Here is a 16,832-nt window from a genome sequence, read left to right as displayed (position 1 = left end):
CCCAGCATTACGTTGCACCACATCGACTCAGCTGCCGATCATTTGTTACGCCTCTATAGCGATCGGCGGCTTTATTTGTTAATCATCGGAGGATTTTGCAATAATGCCGGTGTTTTTTGTAAGACCTTACTGATAGACCACGCATAGAATCGATCGCAGAGTAACAATGACGTAACATTTTCCTGCCCGAGTTTGGGAGGACGTGAGTGAGGATACCGCTATGTTTAAAGCCATCGATGCTATGCAGCCCTCGTTTATCGAGCGCCCATTAGCGAAGATTTGGTCTGAAATCTCTCCGCTTTATTGTGTTGACGAAAGTGAGTGGCTGAAAGAACTCATTCCGCTTGCGCAAGCCTCAGAAAATGAGCGAGAGCAAACACGTCGTCAAGCGACTCAGTTAATTGAGCGGGTACGTGCTGATAAAAAAGCCGTACAAATGATTGATGCGCTGTTGTTGGAATACAGTTTAGACACACGGGAAGGCATTCTGTTGATGTGTCTTGCCGAAGCTCTGATGCGGGTCCCCGACGCGCATACTGCTGATGCGCTTATTCGTGACAAACTCAGTGTTGCTGACTGGAAAGCACATTTGCGTCACTCTGATTCCTTATTTGTCAACGCTTCCACCTGGGGGTTAATGCTAACAGGTAAAGTGGTGACCTTAGATGAGAGCACCGAAGGCAAACCGGCGTCAGTGATCAATCGCCTTGTGAATAAAATGTCAGAGCCTGTGATTCGCCAAGCGATGCATCAAGCGATGAAAATCATGGGTCATCAGTTCGTGCTTGGGCGTGACATTGATGAGGCGCAGAAAAACGGCGAAGGCCCGCGCACGAATGGCTTTACGTACTCGTTCGACATGCTCGGTGAAGCGGCATTAACTCAAGATGATGCCAAAGCCTATCTCAACGATTACTTACAGGCGATTGAGTCCGTCGGCGAGGCGAAAGCCAGTTATCAAGGACCGTCACCATCCGTCTCAATCAAGTTGTCTGCCTTGCATCCACGTTATGAAGCGGCGAATCAAGATCGCATGATGACAGAGATGTTTGAGACGGTTCTGGTTTTGCTGAAACGTGCGCGTGAAAAAGATGTTGCGATCACCATTGATGCGGAAGAAGCGGATAGGTTGGAGCTTTCGCTTGCGCTGTTTGAAAAGCTATATCGCGACCCTGTGGTGAAAGGTTGGGGAAAGTTTGGTTTAGTGGTGCAAGCCTACTCTAAACGCGCGCTACCTGTGATCACTTGGTTAGCGGCTTTAGCAAAAGAACAAGGTGATGTGATCCCAATGCGGTTAGTAAAAGGCGCTTATTGGGACAGTGAAATTAAACTGTGTCAGCAAACTGGGCATCACGGTTATCCGGTATTTACCCGCAAAGAAGGGACAGACGTTTCTTACCTAGCCTGTGCACGCTTCCTACTTAGCGAGCATATACGCGGTCTGATTTATCCGCAATTTGCCAGCCATAATGCCCATACGATTGCGGCGATTGCGTCTATGGCGACACATAATGACTTTGAGTTCCAGCGCCTACATGGCATGGGCGATGCGCTTTACAATCACGCCAAAGCCTTGTTCAACACCGAAGTGCGTATTTATGCGCCAGTCGGCAGCCATAAAGATTTGTTGCCTTATCTGGTTCGCCGTTTGTTAGAGAACGGTGCCAATAGCTCGTTTGTACATCGTTTGGTTGATGCACGTTGCCCGATTGACGATTTGATTGCCGATCCGGTTGATACTTTGTGTGCAAATCACACCTTGCACAACGATCGCATTCCTATGCCGCAAGATATTTTTGGGCCCGCCCGTAAAAACTCGCAAGGTGTCGCGACGGATATCGAATCAGAATGGCAACCCTTCCAGGACAGTGTTGTTCCCTTCATGGGCGAGTACCAATGGCAGGCTGGCCCCATTGTTAACGGTCAGCGTCTGAAAGGCGATACGCACGAGATAACCGCGCCCTATGATCGTAATGAGTCCGTAGGTCACGTTGATTGGGCAACGGCTGAACAGGTGAATAACGCCCTCGATATTGCGGCACAGGCTTATCCGACATGGCGAGATACCGAGGTTAGCCAGCGTGGTAAGTACTTACTTGACCTTGCTGATAAACTAGAAGCAAATCTGGGTGAGCTGGTGGCGATCTGTCATCGTGAGGCGGGTAAAACTATCCACGATAGCATTGATGAAGTCCGAGAGGCCGTCGATTTTTTACGTTATTACCCCGAGCAAGCTAAAGCGTTGCAAACGGAGCCACTGGCCTATCAAGGCTTTGATGGACAAGCACAATCGGTGACCTATCAAGGACGCGGTGTCTTTACATGTATCAGCCCTTGGAACTTCCCATTAGCGATTTTCCTCGGCCAAGTTGGCGCGGCGCTTGTGGCCGGTAATACTGTCGTGGCCAAGCCGGCCGAACAGACATCTATTATTGCTTATCGCGCGATTGAGTTGCTGTTAGACACTGGGATCCCTGCTGGGGTGATTCAGCTATTACCTGGCAGTGGCCCTGTGGTGGGAGCGCCTCTCACTGAGGATACGCGTATTGCAGGGGTCGCATTTACCGGATCCACACCAACAGCACAGCGTATTACCCGCACCTTGGCAGAGCGCGATGCCGATCCTGTGCCAGTTATCGCGGAAACCGGGGGGCAGAATGCAATGCTAGTGGACAGTACGGCATTGCCCGAGCAGGTGGTGCGCGATGTATTGCGTTCTGCTTTCGCCTCTGCGGGTCAGCGCTGTTCAGCATTGCGTGTGCTTTATATTCAAGAAGACATTGCTGACCGCGTGATTGGCTTAATAAAAGGGGCGATGGCGGAGCTGTCTGTGGGACGCCCAGAGCGGCTATTAACCGATGTGGGGCCAGTGATTGATCAAACGGCGAAAGACAAGCTTCTTGCTCACATAGAACAGATGAAGCGCAGCGGTAAGTTGGTCACGCAAGTTCCACTCTCTGAAGATTGTGATAAAGGAACGTTTGTGCCACCAACGGCGTTTGAAATCCGCAGTATTGATCAACTGAGTGAGGAGCATTTTGGTCCCATTCTACATATTGTTCGCTATCGCGCGGATGCGCTCGATAAGGTGATTGATGATATCAACCAAACAGGTTTTGGCTTAACCATGGGGGTGCATAGCCGCAATGAAACGACCTGCGCCCATATTGAGCATCGTGCTCGGGTAGGTAACTGTTATGTCAACCGTGATCAGGTCGGCGCTGTCGTTGGCGTTCAACCCTTTGGCGGTCGCGGCTTATCGGGAACTGGGCCTAAAGCGGGTGGACCACACTATCTGTATCGCTTTACGCAAGCATCAGTAAACGTGCAACAAGTCGGTTGATATCAGGATCAGGAGAAGCGTCATGCATCAATTAAATAGCGTTTTAGAGCAGTGTGAAGCGGTTTGGGAAGACTGGAATGATCAAACTGTCGCCGGTCGCATTGCGTTATTGCAACGGTGGTCTGACACGGTCGCCGCTCGCGGCGATGACTTTGCCCACGCAGCGAAGATGATTCGTTTTCAGTGTGAGAACGCTCAGCGCTTGCTCGATAAGGTACACGAATTGCCTGGCCCGACAGGTGAAACGAACGAGCTGTATACGGCAGGAAGAGGGACTATCGCCATGACAGGTGATGCGTCGCTGACGTCTATTGCTTTGTGTGGTCAGTTAGCGGCTGCGTTGGTGGCGGGTAATTGTGTCGTCGTGAGCGTGGAAGGTTCGCATGCGGACAATGCCGACGCGGTCATGGCGGATCTTGTTAAAGCTGGATGCCCAGATAGAGTTGCTGTACGTGTCGATCTTGAGGTGTGCAGTGATCTATTCAAGCATCCGCAGGTCGTTGGCGTAGCGACGACTGGAACCAAAGAACATGTGCGAGACGTCAATCGTCAGCTCGCACAACGACAGGGTGTGATTGCGACACTGGTTGCGGAAACCGACACTGAGCAGTATTCAGTGATTGGTAGCCCTGACTATGTGTTGCGTTTCGTGACCGAATGCACCCGAACCATAAATATCACTGCTGTAGGTGGTAATGCCACGCTTCTGGAACTCGGTAGTGGTGAACATTAACTTTCCAGAAATGGCCCCAATTGGGGCCATGCAATTGAGGGACACATATGATAGACAATAGCTATGCCATCAGTGCAACCTTTCTGGCATATCTCATCATGATGCTTGCCATTGGTGTGTATGCCTACAAACGGACTTCTAACTCCGAAGATTATTTCCTCGGTGGCCGGTCGTTAGGCCCATGGCCCGCTGCGTTGTCAGCAGGGGCATCAGACATGAGTGGGTGGTTGCTGCTTGGGCTTCCTGGCTATGCCTACGCTGCGGGAATGGAATCACTTTGGCTTGCGGGCGGTTTGTTGTTGGGCACTTATCTTAACTGGTTAATTTGTGCCAAACGCCTGCGGACTTACAGTATTGAAGCAGATAACGCGCTGACGTTACCGGAATTTTTTGCTCGCCGTTTTGAGGATAAATCAAAATTGCTGCAAACCATCTCTGCTTTCTTCATTTTGCTTTTCTTCCTTTTCTACACCAGCTCAGGCTTGGTTGCAGGGGGTAAACTGTTCACCACGGTATTCGGGTTTGATTACACAACCGCGGTGGTGATTGGCACGATTTGTGTTGTGTCATACACCTTGTTTGGTGGCTTCTTGGCGGTATCTTGGACTGACTTGGTGCAAGGACTGTTGATGGCCGCGGCCTTGTTGATCGTGCCGTTTGTTATCATGGACGGCAGCATTTTCAAATTGGGCCGTGATGTTGCCGCAATCAACCCTGAGCTGATGACGTTATGGCGTGATGTAGATGGTGAGCCACTCACTTGGATCAGTATCGTCTCTTTGGCGGCCTGGGGCTTAGGTTACTTTGGCCAGCCACATATCTTGGCGCGTTTCCAAGCGACTCGCTCCAATAAAGACATTACCACGGCGCGTCGTATCGCAGTGGGTTGGTCTGCATTATCCATGGTCGGTGCGGTCTTGATCGGTTTAGTGGGTATTTTGTACGTGCAGAATGATATGTCAGGCACCCTGGCTGACGGTGAAAAAATCTTCATGTTGTTGGTCAATGCGGCATTCCATCCAGTGATTGCAGGTATCCTGTTGGCGGCAATTTTAGCGGCGATTATGAGTACAGCAGATTCTCAACTATTGGTATCGTCGTCTGCGCTCGCGGAAGATTTTTACAAGCAAGTTTTCCGTCCGGACGCATCGACCCAAGAAGTGGTCATGGTCGGTCGTGGTGCGGTTATCTTGCTGTCTGCGATTGCGCTTGGCTTAGCCATGGACCCTGATAGCTCTGTTCTGGGTCTGGTGTCTTATGCTTGGGCTGGCTTTGGTGCCGCATTCGGTCCTGCCTTGTTGCTCAGCCTGTTCTGGCGTGACATGAACCGCAATGGTGCGCTGGCTGCGATTCTTGTGGGCGGGATTACCGTGGTGGTTTGGAAACAAATACCTGGCGGTATCTTCGATTTGTATGAAATCGTCCCTGGCTTCTTGTTTGCGGGCTTGAGTGCCATTATCGTAAGTAAGTTGACGGGCGGGCCAACTGATTCTGTTACTAAACAATATGAATCATATGAAAAGAGCTTAAAGACTATGCCTTAAACGCAATGAGCGTATAAGCCCATTGGTTTATCTTGCATGTGAAACTTATCAGGGAGCGTTTAACGCTCCCTTTTTACATCATCATCACGCAGTATCATTGCTTTGGCGAACACAGTTACGTCCATCGCGTTTGGCCCGGTATAAGGCTTGATCGGCTTTCTTTAACCCATCGACATAGTCTGATGCCTGGTGGTTACTTGCCACGCCAATACTGACGGTAATACTAAGCGAGGGAGCAATATCGTTTAGATCTAACGCCGCAATTCGGCGTCTTAAGCCGTCAAAATAGCGATAACCGTCTGCAGGCGTTCCCGCTAATAAAAGCGTAAATTCTTCACCGCCCCAACGAGCGATATGACGCAAATGTGTCTGCTCGCGAAGAAGTAAGCTACCAACTCGCTGAATAATTTGATCCCCCACCAGGTGAGAATAGTGATCATTAATGCGTTTAAAATGATCAATGTCTAAGATCGCGACTTGCAAATCTGTCCCGGATTGGCGCGATTCTTCGAATACCTGATGCCAATATTCATCAAAGGCTCGTCGATTGGCCAGTCCAGTGAGAGCGTCTTCTTTAGACATTCGTTCGAAGTCATCGGCTTGGGCTTGTAAGGCCTGGGTTTTCTCTTCGACTAACGCTTCGAGTTGGATAGCTTTTTTCTTCATGTGTCGAATACGCCACATAAACGCGGCGTAGGCCGCAAGCACAGTCAGCAAAAAGCCTAGCGCTCGCACATCAGCGCGTTGCCAAAGTGATGGCATAACGCTGAAGTGATAACTGAGCACATCATCACTCCAGTCGCTATAAGGATAGCGAGCACTTACTTTAAAAGTGTAATCACCTGGTGGTAGGTTCGTATATTCGGCAATATGGTTTTCATGTCGGTATGCCCAATCAGATTCGAACCCTTCTAACTGCGTTCGATATTGGATTTGCTCCGGCATGGTATACCCGAGGGCGGCATAGGAAAACAAGATACGGTTGGTCCTCGCTGGTACCTTTCCCGTCGTTTCAGGGTTAATCTCTTTGCTATCGAACCGCACGCTTTGCATGACAATGGGTAAAGGGTGACTCAGTAGTTGGGATAACCGAGTCGGATTAACGCTAGTAACGCCTTTGGCAGTGGCAAAAATAATGTCTCCACGTGATGTTTTGGTTGCCGCAGGGTTTGAGCCACCGTTAGCTTGGCTGTTCAGCATGCCGTCACTTTGATCGTAATGTTCAAAGTCGATACGCGTGCGTGTTTTATCTGCAACTTGATGGGCGTGATCATAATTGATACGCCAGATACCTCGGTTACTGGATAGCCAAAAGCTTTGATCATCACCTTTCACAATTTGAAAGAACTTATCAATTGGCAGGCCCTGCGGTCTGCCGACTAAAGCTTGGTGGCCGTCAGCTTGTCGATAGCGCACAATACCGCGATCGGTGGCCATCCAAACGTACCCCGGCTCGTGGAAAAAGCCAAAAACATATTGAGCCTGCTCTTGTGCAGAAAAATCGAGCGTAGTGATTGTCTTTTCTAACAGATAGCTGGCACCGCGTCCGGTGCCAATCCATAGCTTATCGGTGTCATCAAATGCCAGCGACATAATGTAGCTGCCAGGTAACGCACTGTTTTGGCTATGATAGAGAGCCTGTTTTTGATAAGGCACTGATGCTGCGGTTGGTGATTTGCTTTGGTGTTGATCAAACTCGACTAAGCCACGTGGTGTTCCCACCCATAAGACGCCATTACGTTCGACAACTGCTCGTATTTCGCTATCTGGCAATTGGTCATTGATGGTGTTGGCCGCCGTGAGTGAGCTTTGGTGCCAGTAGTAGAGCCCTTTTTGATAAGTCCCTACCCATAGTCCGCCTTGCTGTCGATGCGCGAGACTAAGGACTGAAATATTATCGGCGAGTACGCGTGCGTTGCCCGCTATCGTATTAATCTGACTCAATCCTTCGCTGGAACCCGCCCAAACAGTATTGCCGTCACCTCCCAGTACGGTGCGCACGTAGTTACCTGCGAGTCCATTGTCTTTGGTTAAGGTGACAAAAGGGGCGTAACGAAGCCGCATTGCTCCGCCATTAGTGCCTATCCAGATACTGCCCTCATTATCCTCAAACCATGAAAGAATACGATTATTCGGGAGTCCTCGATGACCATCCAGGAAGTCGAGATGATTGTCACGCAGGTGTGCGATCCCACGGTTGAGTGTGCCAAACCAATAGGTCCCGCGGCTGTCTTGTTCGACCATGGTGATCGCTTGGTTGAGCAATGCGCTTGCCAATGGCGTCCAACGTTCGTTTTTATAGCGCCATGCACCGCTTTCTGATCCCACTAACAATGCGCCATCTTGACTACTGGAAACATAAAATGCTTTGGTAAAAAGGTTATGAAACGAAAGATGAGTGGCGCCGGCGTGTTTGGAAAGCTGGTAAACACCGTCCTCAGTGGCGGCATAAACATGGCCTTGATCGGTTTGTGCTAAGTGGTAACTACTGGTCGTCTTAATAAAATGCTGAGGATCTGGGCTTGGCTGCCTCAGCTGTTTGGACGTGTAATAGAGCACGCCCATCCCCTCTATGGCAAGCCACAATCCTCCAGACTGGTCATGCAGCGCATCGTTAATTAAGCTTGGTGCCACCGGTAAGTTCTGCCAAGAAAAGCCGCTGCGCATCACTAGGCTGCCGCGAGCACCCCCTGCGTATAATTGGTTATCAGGTCCAGTGGCGAGTGCACGGGTACCGGAGTCTTGCATGTGCGTGTTCGGGCCGCGATCAAACAGGACAAATTCGAGTCCGTTGTAGCGTGCGACGCCTTCCCACGTTGCAAACCACAAGTAGCCATCAGAGGTTTGCTCAATGGCATTGATGCTGTTATGCGGCAATCCGTTGGCCGTTGTCCACGTTTCAATAAAATAGTCAGAAAGCGGGTTATCATCCGCATAGCCTAACGGTGTAAAACCAAGCCAGCAAAAAAGTACAGTGCATACAAGACGTTGGGCTAGTCGTGTGGGGAAAAGTTTTTGTACGTTCCTTGGATGCATCTTTTGTTCTTTGCTCCGATTGCAAGTAGACTGGCGATTCTATCTTAATCACTGATTGATTCTTGGACATTGTGGTCAGGTTTTAACAGCAAGTTGAGAGAGATCACACCAAAAATATGAACATCAAGCAGATGTGACCTTTGATGATGCAGTTTATGGCGATTCGCCAGCAATTATTAACACAAATCGATCGCGGGCTACTGGCTCCGGGGAAAAAGTTACCGGGGGAGCGACAACTCGCGGAGACGTTTTCGACTACGCGCGTGACCTTGCGCGAAGCGCTTGCTGTATTAGAAGCAGAGGGGCGCTTGTATCGGCGAGATCGTCGAGGTTGGTTTGTCGCACCCACGCCGTGTTCTTATGATCCGACTCAGCTAAGCGATTGGCAGGAGTATTTTGGACCGTATGGTGGCCAGTTTGTTTGGCATGCTCAAACCAAGAAGATGGCTGATGCTGCGATCAGCGATCACATGTTACTTCCTCCTTTCGGTCAAGTGTATGAAGGCGAGGGGCGCGTATGTATCGAGCAATTACCGGTGGGATGGATACGGACGTTTCTGCACCCTGATTTATTCCCCGCTGTGTGGGAGACTGGTGACAAGGCGAGGCTAGATCATACGATACGCACTAACCGGGCGCTTGCAATGGCTGAGGTCAGTTGGTCAAGTGCTTGGGAGGCGCTCGCCTCGTCGCAAAGTGTTGGCTTAGAGGTCGCGCCAGGCACACCGGCATTGACGTTGACACGCTATTGGCGGATACCGCAAGCAGACACGTGGCAAACCGTGCGTATTGATCAAGAATGGTGGCGGCAACATGCAGTTGTGCTGTGTGGACGATCCACTAACCAGAAGAGCGGATCAGCACAACAGGGCGATTAAGTCTTCAATACTGAATGCGCGCGTCACTAAAGGATGATCAGTCGTCCGCACATTAGGGTTAGCGTTAAAATGAACAGTACGCATGTGTGCGTTAATCCCTGCTTGGATCCCTTTGTTGGTATCGTCGATAAAGATGCATTGCTCTGTGGGGCAGGCCATATTCATTGCGGCATAGTGAAGGAGATCAGGGGCAGGCTTCCAGCTGTTAGTGTCAAAGGCACTGAACAAGCGATGTTGGAAATAAGGCAGAAGCTTGGTGAGTGCTAATGCGTGTTCCATTTTTTCAACAGGGCCATTGGAGGCGACACAGGTATCAATACCTTGCTGATTAAGCGTCTTGATTAGCGTTTCTATGCCTTTAACTGGTTGTAGCTCCGCTTCAAAGTACTGATGGCATAAATCACGAAAACGCGGCTCGAGCTGGTCGATAGGGATATGTACGCCGCTTCGCTCACACGTGCTTTGCAGTACATCTGAGAGCTTTCCACCTTCGAAGTGATCAAGAGATTCTTGTAAGCTAATCACGACGCCAAATGTCGCGAAAGTTTCCACCAAGGCTTTATGCGATAGTTTCTCTGAGTCAACCAGTGTGCCGTCGCAATCGAATATGACGCAGCCAACTGGGGCCTCAAATCTGTTGTAAGACATAGTCACTCCCTTGTTCCTCTCCTTGTATCCTTAGATGCGCACGGTCAATCAACAAGTCGATGACATCGGAAATGCCAACTGTGTCTTACATTCTTGCCTGTTTCGTTATCAAAGTTAGTCAGGGATCGACTTTTGCCATACCCAATATTGGCGATGGATGATCACCGCTGACACTTCAATTAAAGGTAGGCACTTCAATCAAACGCAGGTCATCATTTAATTTTGATCATCGTTTATCCAAGGGAACAGTGTTTGACGTTGAGAGGGTGTCAGCGCTTCAACGCAGGCAACGTTGCGCTCAGGGATAAGTGCGGGATCTTGACCATAATGCTCAAGCGCACGCGACATGCTTGCTTCTCGAATTAAATGGAAGCATGGATAAGGAGAGCGATTGGTAAGGTTTTCGCTATCTTCTGGGGCGCAGCCGTCAAAACAGTATTCAGGATGAAAACTCGCGACCTGGAACCGGCCACGCCAACCGTAATGATCAATTAGCGCATCGGTAGCTTCAACCAGTGCAAGATAGTGATCAAAGTCTGCTAGTGCATCGGGGACGACGACCACGGTTGTATCTGTGATGGTGGCGTCTGTCTGCGTCAGATGCACAAATGCGTGATAAATCGCTTCGAGGATGGCGTCATCTTCCGTTGCATAACAGATATCTAGCCGAATTTGTTGGTTGCGACGGGGCTTGGCGGCGAATGGACAGAGATTTAGTCCGATCACGACATCATCGAGCCATGCATCCATTTGTGTTTGTATCGTATTCATAAAAGATCGCTCATAGGAGTGGCGCATTAGCAGATAACGACTACGTCTTGGGTTATTAGTGTTTTTGTGGCTGAGATTGGTAGGCTTTGGTTCCCCATAGCGGAACTGTCGAAAGACTATGTTTAAAGCTGCCTGACGTTTCTTTGGTCGAGTACGACAAATACATAAGCGTTTGATTTTTAGCATCGAAAATACGACGAATTTTCATTGACTTAAAAAATATACTTTTCGACTTTCTAAATACTATTTCGCCGGATGTACTTTTATCGATATTGGCAAGCATCTCGGGCGTAATCTCGCCAGTTTGTCGGCATGAAATCGCGCTGTCGCTTGGATCAGAAAAGCTCAAATCAGCCTCAACAGACGCAACATGGCATGTGACGCCACTGACCACAGGATCGACAAGGTGATTGAGTTTAATGTCTTTCATGGTGAACATGCCTAAGCTGACATCGCCCACTTCATCGTTTTCACAACCGACTAGTGTCGCCGTTAAAGCCAAAATCAATAGCGTTTTTCTCATCGTTATACCCCTTGTTAAGTTGTGGTCGAAGTGTACCACAGCCAATACTAGGTATGGGGTATCAATCAGCGTTTATCGCCGGCGTAGTAGATAAGGGGGGGGCTAATTGGCTATCAAAACGAGAAGCTGAGTGCCACATTTATGGCACATCAGTTATTACGAAATTGCGCGTCGCCATCTTTACCGGACAGAGACTCGGGCTCGAATGTCAACAACACGTGTGCGGCATCACAATAGCTACCGGTGTCAGCAAATGTTTTGCGTGCTGCAGCAATCTTGCGTTCGGCAATCCGACGGATATTTTGCGTGTTCGTTTGGTTGCTGAATGTCATTTGCTGGCTGATCATTTCTTGTCCAAACGTCGATTTGCAAATAGCCTCATTCTTTCCTGTCACCAGCTGTTCGGCTTTTGGTTTATCCTCTGTATTGGCGTGAGCGAAGACACTCATAAGGAGAATAAAAACCGCAAATGTTCTCATCATGCTTTCGGCTTCCTATGCTATTTGTTTCAATCTTAGCATTAAGCAGCGACGTCGCCCACTGGCGACGTCAAAACAAGATAAGTATTTGGGGAAGAGGGTGATTAGACTGAGATATCACTTTCGATTGTCGTTGAGCTTGGCCGAGTTTTTGGTACGAAACTCAACTTCTTTGCCTCAACAAGATACCCGAGAGCCGAAAGCCAAATGAGTGAATAAGCGACTAACTCAGTACTTTCTTCAGCGATATTTTTCACATCTCGCACGTAGTTGGCGCCCATCGCTTGTTCCCATAACTCGCCCATACCAAACAAACGCGAATACACGAGTAACAGCGCTAATGCGATCATTAAAACCGTGCTGTGTCTTGAATGGATTGCGTGCGCAAGGCTAGTGAGGGTTTCACGCCAGTGTTTCAATGCGGGCCAAATGGCGAGCCCCGTTACAATTAATGCCGGCACTTTCCAAAAACCATGCATCACCATATCAAGTGTGGCATCCAGCTCTCGGATCATTAATACCAAAAAAAAGGCACTCATTAGCCCAGCTGCGTGGTGAAGGGATTGACTGAACTTAGCGACACGACGAAACGCAAATACGGTCGCGGCGAGTAGCCCCAGTTGGGAAAGCTCAATCAATGATGATTCGGAAGCAACGTTGTGCGACGCGACACTGTAATGAACAATGCCTGCAATACCTGCGAAGTAAAGGGCGATTGCAAAAAATTGTCCGGCGCCTTTAAGCACCGTACGTGCAGCACATGAAGATCGTGGTAATGTCATATTATCCTCAATTCGATAAAACGATCTGCCCGTCCGTAGCAGGTGTCACCACCCTATGTGTGACCCTTGTCCCAAAAATGTCATTTGGATCGATAGTACGGTGGGCTTCATTAAACTGCAATAATTTATGTGATCAATGTCACTATATGTTCAGGGGTGCGTCAGGATTGTGAGCATTTATTCGTTAGGTGCCTGGTTAGATCGACGCGTTGTCAATAAATTTACACTGTAAATAGTAGTACGACGACGAGATAAGACAATTTCTCTGGGAAAGATTAATAGATAGCTATGACTATGAAATTAAACATTTTAATTGTTTTTTGTTAGGCAAGAGCAGACAATAGAGTCTGATACTTTAGATAGAGGTATGCTCATGTCCACTCTCTCTGCTAGCTGCCTATGCGGTGGTGTCCGTCTTACATTACCTGACACTTTCCTTTATATGGGAAACTGCCATTGCTCTGAATGTCGAAAGTTTACTGGTTCAGACTATTCATCAGTCGGCGGCATAGAGGCAGAAAAAGTCTCGATCACGGCTGGTCAAACGCATATTCGTTATTATGAGAAAAGCGCAGAAACGGTGCTTGCTTTTTGTGGGCAATGTGGGTCGAGCCTTTTCTCTCATAAAATCAATAAGGGGATGTTCAATATTCGTCTAGGAATTTTGGATACCGCCCCACAATCCGCGCCAAATTTTCACATTCACACGGCGTCGAAGGCACCATGGCATACGCCTAATGAGGCATTAAAACAGTTTGAACATGGGCCGGATTAATTTGGTCGTGTTATGCAGTTATTGATCCGTCTCCTTACCCTCGCTGATACGGACTTGTTGTTCGATTTTGAACAACAAAACACAATTGCTTATTCAGTGCCAATAAAATAGGCTAACGACTAGCGTTGGGACCAAGTTCAATGCCATCATTACGTGGAGTGAATTTACACAGTTGGTGGTATTTGAAGAGCCGCCTTGATGACCAAGAAGGAAACATAATGGCTGATTTGAACGGACTAAGTTTGTACCACAAAGAGCACTGCCCATTTTGCCATAAAGTGCGTGCAGTCATGACAGAGCTTAAGTTAGATATTCCGCTGGTGGATATGAACGCTAATGCCGAAGAATGGCAACGCCTACAGACCGAAGGCGGCAAAGGCATGGTGCCTTGTCTGCGTATTGACCAAGGCGGCGAAACCCAGTGGATGTATGAATCGGACGATATCATTGAATACTTGCGTGACAACTTCGCGTAATTGAACCAGATACTGGTTACGAGGGTCGCAGTTATCGATGCGACCCTCTTTTTAAGTATTATTATCTGTATGCCTGCCTCTCCGCCTTCTTCAACAACGCCCTGTGCACTGTGTCAGCACTCAAGGCCGCTGACCTTCCATCACTTGATCCCCAAAACTTGTCATAACAACAAATGGTTCACCAAGCGCTTTTCCCGACCCTACATGCGCGAACACGGTATTTGGATATGCCGGCCTTGCCACGCCTTTATTCATCGTCAATTCAGTGAAAAACACCTGGGGCGTTCATTACACACCCTCGACCTTTTACTCGCTGAGCCTGTGATCCAAGACTACATCCATTGGGCACGCAAACAGCGCTCGTAGTCAGATTATTGGTGGGATATACCCACCAATAACGCAAAGCGGGTTCAAAAAAACGGCGCTGAAAATGACAACACGAATACAGGCTCGTTAGTCTGCTGGCTGAGCAACTTTTTGCTTGGCTGGGCAAAAAGTTGCTTGGCACGTGCAAAAAATTGGTCACGCAATCGCTAAGGTTCTGAAAATAAAGAAATAAAAAATTGGCATGAATCTAGCATTATAGGGTGGCGAACAAGCAACATCACCGTCGTGGTGGTGCTCTCTCATTACATACAAAGGAGCGATTATGCCAACGCCATGTTATATCTCGATTGAAGGCGAAACCCAGGGGTTAATTACTGCCGGTGCGTGCACCGCGGATTCTATCGGTGATTCTTTTGTCGAAGGCCACGAAGACGAGATGCTGGTACAACAGTTTGACCACAATGTGACGGTTCCCACCGACCCACAATCTGGTCAGCCCTCCGGCCAACGTGTGCACAAGCCGTTTAAATTCACCGTGGCACTCAACAAAGCGGTGCCATTGCTTTATAACGCACTGGCGTCGGGYGAGAARATGTCAACGGTCGAGCTGAAGTGGTACCGCACCTCGATTGAAGGGAAACAAGAAAACTTCTTTACCACCAAGCTGGAAAGCGCTTCGATTGTGGACATTCACTGCGAGATGCCCCATTGCCAAGACCCGGCGAAGTCAGACTTCACCCAAAACCTGACGGTATCGATGTCTTACCGCAAAGTGACCTGGGACCACGTTAACGCAGGCACCTCAGGCTCAGACGACTGGCGCAAGCCAATCGAAGCCTAATCTTTCATGGCGACATGAAGACGCAAACAGCCTGCCTTTACGGGCGGGCTGTGGTGCGTTGAGCCAGACGGCAGGGTCTGGCTGAACGTATCAGGGTAAACAAGCAGGGCGAAGGATACACAGATGGCGACATTGCAAATAGCGTTAACCGTGGCGGGGCTCGACCCGCAACCGTTCGTGGTGGTGGACTACCAAGGGGACGAGTGCCTCTCTCACCAAGCTGGCCTGAATGGCAACCCGGTGTACGGGTTCCAGTATGAGGTAGCCTTGGCGAGCCGCCATACCGACATCACGCCAGAGCAAGTGGTCGACAAGCCGGTGCAGCTGACATTGTGGCGCAATGGCGAGCTGGTCAAACGGGTGCAGGGCATTGCCAGTGCCTTTAGCCAAGGTGACATTGGTCATCACTTTACCCGCTACCGCTTAACCTTGGTGCCCGCCCTGTATCGTCTGTCACTTCGCCAAAACAGCCGCACCTTCCAGCACCAAACCGTGCCGACTATTCTAGAAACCCTGCTCACAGAAATGGGCGTCACGGAGGTGAGCTTCTCGCTCACTCGCGACTATGCCGAGCGCGAGTACTGTGTTCAACACCGAGAAAGTGACCTGGCGTTTTTCCACCGCTTAGCGGCGGAAGAAGGCTTGGTGTATCACCATGAGCACGATGCCAACACCCATACCCTGATAGTGACCGATGCACCCGACAGCTTGCCCCAGCTTGAGCGCCCTGTGCCCTATAACGCCTTAAGCGGCGGACGCATCGATACCCCGTATATCTATGGACTGACACGCCACACTGCGGCGCAGCCTAGCCACACGGCGTTAAAAGACTACAGCTTCAAAAAACCGCGCTACAGCTTCCAACAAGCGGCGCAAGCCGATGGCATTGATTACCAGCGTACCGACAGCTACGAGCACTTTGACTTCCCGGGCCGTTTTAAAGACGATGCCACCGGACAGGCGTTTAACCAAACCCGCTTAGAGTACTTACGCCGTGAGGCCGAGCATACCAACGGGCAAAGCAATGAGCCGGCATTACGGGCCGGCTATCGCTTTACCATCAGCGACCATCTGGATGAGCGCGTCAACCAAGCGTGGCAAGTGGTGCGGGTGCACCACCAAGGCAGCCAACCACAAGCGATGGAAGAAGAAGGTGGCCAAGGCGCCACCACCTACAACAACCAGTTTATGCTTATTCCCGCCACCACCCCGTGGCGCGCGACGCCGACGCCTAAACCTCAAGTGGATGGCCCCATGATAGGCACCGTGGTGGGACCGGATGGCGAAGAAATCTTCTGTGATGAACACGGGCGAGTGAAAGTCCACTTCCCGTGGGACCGCTATTCTAACGGCGATGACAAAAGCAGCTGCTGGATACGGGTGGCCCAAGGCTGGGCGGGTAGCCAATACGGCATGATGGCCATTCCCCGCATTGGCCATGAAGTGATTGTGTCTTTCTTACACGGTGACCCGGACCAACCGATTATCACCGGCCGCACGTATCATGCGACCAATGTGCCGCCTTATACCTTGCCGGCACACAAAACCAAGACGGTTTGGCGCAGCGAGAGCCACCAAGGCGAGGGGTATAACGAGCTCACGTTCGAAGACCAATCGGGCAGTGAGCAAGTGTATTTACATGCACAAAAAGACTGGCATACCGAGGTAGAAAACGA

General features: G+C 49.7%; 14 protein-coding genes. 8 read left to right on the top strand and 6 right to left on the bottom strand.

Annotation, left to right across the window (positions count from 1 at the left end):
- The first annotated feature begins 220 nt into the window (after positions 1 to 220).
- Genes putA through putP form a run of 3 tightly spaced genes read left to right on the top strand, consistent with a single transcriptional unit; the run spans position 221 to position 5,620 of the window.
- Positions 221 to 3,343 carry a bifunctional proline dehydrogenase/L-glutamate gamma-semialdehyde dehydrogenase PutA gene (gene putA, locus BZG78_RS05215; RefSeq protein WP_077660575.1) on the top strand — a complete coding sequence of 1,041 codons (3,123 nt, stop codon included), beginning with the start codon at positions 221 to 223 and terminating at the stop codon, positions 3,341 to 3,343.
- 22 nt (positions 3,344 to 3,365) lie between these two features.
- A complete protein-coding gene (locus tag BZG78_RS05210) occupies positions 3,366 to 4,076 on the top strand; it encodes an aldehyde dehydrogenase family protein (RefSeq protein ID WP_077660574.1) in 711 nt (236 codons plus the stop codon).
- Between the two features lie 47 nt (positions 4,077 to 4,123).
- Positions 4,124 to 5,620, top strand: a complete 1,497-nt coding sequence (gene putP, locus BZG78_RS05205; RefSeq protein WP_077576158.1) for a sodium/proline symporter PutP — start codon at positions 4,124 to 4,126, stop codon at positions 5,618 to 5,620.
- An 84-nt stretch (positions 5,621 to 5,704) separates the two neighbouring features.
- On the opposite strand, the gene BZG78_RS05200 is transcribed toward putP, so the two are convergent.
- Positions 5,705 to 8,656: a ligand-binding sensor domain-containing diguanylate cyclase gene (locus BZG78_RS05200; protein ID WP_077660573.1), complete on the bottom strand. Its 2,952-nt coding sequence runs from the start codon at positions 8,654 to 8,656 to the stop codon at positions 5,705 to 5,707.
- Between the two features lie 143 nt (positions 8,657 to 8,799).
- Between BZG78_RS05200 and BZG78_RS05195 the strand changes: the two genes are divergently transcribed.
- Entirely contained in the window at positions 8,800 to 9,534 is a 735-nt protein-coding gene (locus BZG78_RS05195) for a GntR family transcriptional regulator (protein WP_077660572.1), read from the top strand.
- On the opposite strand, the gene BZG78_RS05190 is transcribed toward BZG78_RS05195, so the two are convergent.
- The 5 genes from BZG78_RS05190 to BZG78_RS05170 all read right to left on the bottom strand — a co-directional run bounded on the left by BZG78_RS05190 (position 9,514) and on the right by BZG78_RS05170 (position 12,737).
- A complete protein-coding gene (locus BZG78_RS05190) occupies positions 9,514 to 10,182 on the bottom strand; it encodes an HAD-IA family hydrolase (protein ID WP_077660571.1) in 669 nt (222 codons plus the stop codon). The two genes, BZG78_RS05195 and BZG78_RS05190, sit on opposite strands and share 21 nt — an antisense overlap.
- Positions 10,183 to 10,398: 216 nt before the next feature.
- Entirely contained in the window at positions 10,399 to 10,953 is a 555-nt protein-coding gene (locus BZG78_RS05185; RefSeq protein WP_077576163.1) for a DUF1415 domain-containing protein, read from the bottom strand.
- Between the two features lie 55 nt (positions 10,954 to 11,008).
- Entirely contained in the window at positions 11,009 to 11,476 is a 468-nt protein-coding gene (locus BZG78_RS05180; RefSeq protein ID WP_077460804.1) for a CreA family protein, read from the bottom strand.
- Between the two features lie 149 nt (positions 11,477 to 11,625).
- On the bottom strand, positions 11,626 to 11,958 hold the full coding sequence (locus BZG78_RS05175; protein WP_077576166.1) for a hypothetical protein: 333 nt from the start codon (positions 11,956 to 11,958) through the stop codon (positions 11,626 to 11,628).
- Positions 11,959 to 12,059: 101 nt separating this feature from the next.
- Positions 12,060 to 12,737, bottom strand: a complete 678-nt coding sequence (locus BZG78_RS05170; RefSeq protein WP_021024068.1) for a hypothetical protein — start codon at positions 12,735 to 12,737, stop codon at positions 12,060 to 12,062.
- 373 nt (positions 12,738 to 13,110) lie between these two features.
- Between BZG78_RS05170 and BZG78_RS05165 the strand changes: the two genes are divergently transcribed.
- The 4 genes from BZG78_RS05165 to BZG78_RS05150 all read left to right on the top strand — a co-directional run.
- Entirely contained in the window at positions 13,111 to 13,512 is a 402-nt protein-coding gene (locus tag BZG78_RS05165) for a GFA family protein (protein WP_077660570.1), read from the top strand.
- 218 nt (positions 13,513 to 13,730) lie between these two features.
- A complete protein-coding gene (locus BZG78_RS05160) occupies positions 13,731 to 13,988 on the top strand; it encodes a glutathione S-transferase N-terminal domain-containing protein (RefSeq protein ID WP_025744429.1) in 258 nt (85 codons plus the stop codon).
- A gap of 649 nt (positions 13,989 to 14,637) precedes the next feature.
- Entirely contained in the window at positions 14,638 to 15,156 is a 519-nt protein-coding gene (gene hcp-2 / locus BZG78_RS05155; RefSeq protein ID WP_077576942.1) for a type VI secretion system effector Hcp-2, read from the top strand.
- A gap of 123 nt (positions 15,157 to 15,279) precedes the next feature.
- Positions 15,280 to 16,832, top strand: a 1,553-nt coding sequence (locus tag BZG78_RS05150; protein WP_077660569.1) for a type VI secretion system tip protein VgrG, incomplete at its 3' end; no start/stop codon positions are given.

The organism is Salinivibrio sp. MA351, from assembly GCF_001996065.1.
GTDB lineage: Bacteria > Pseudomonadota > Gammaproteobacteria > Enterobacterales > Vibrionaceae > Salinivibrio > Salinivibrio costicola.
This window is presented reverse-complemented; position numbering and strand designations above follow the sequence as displayed.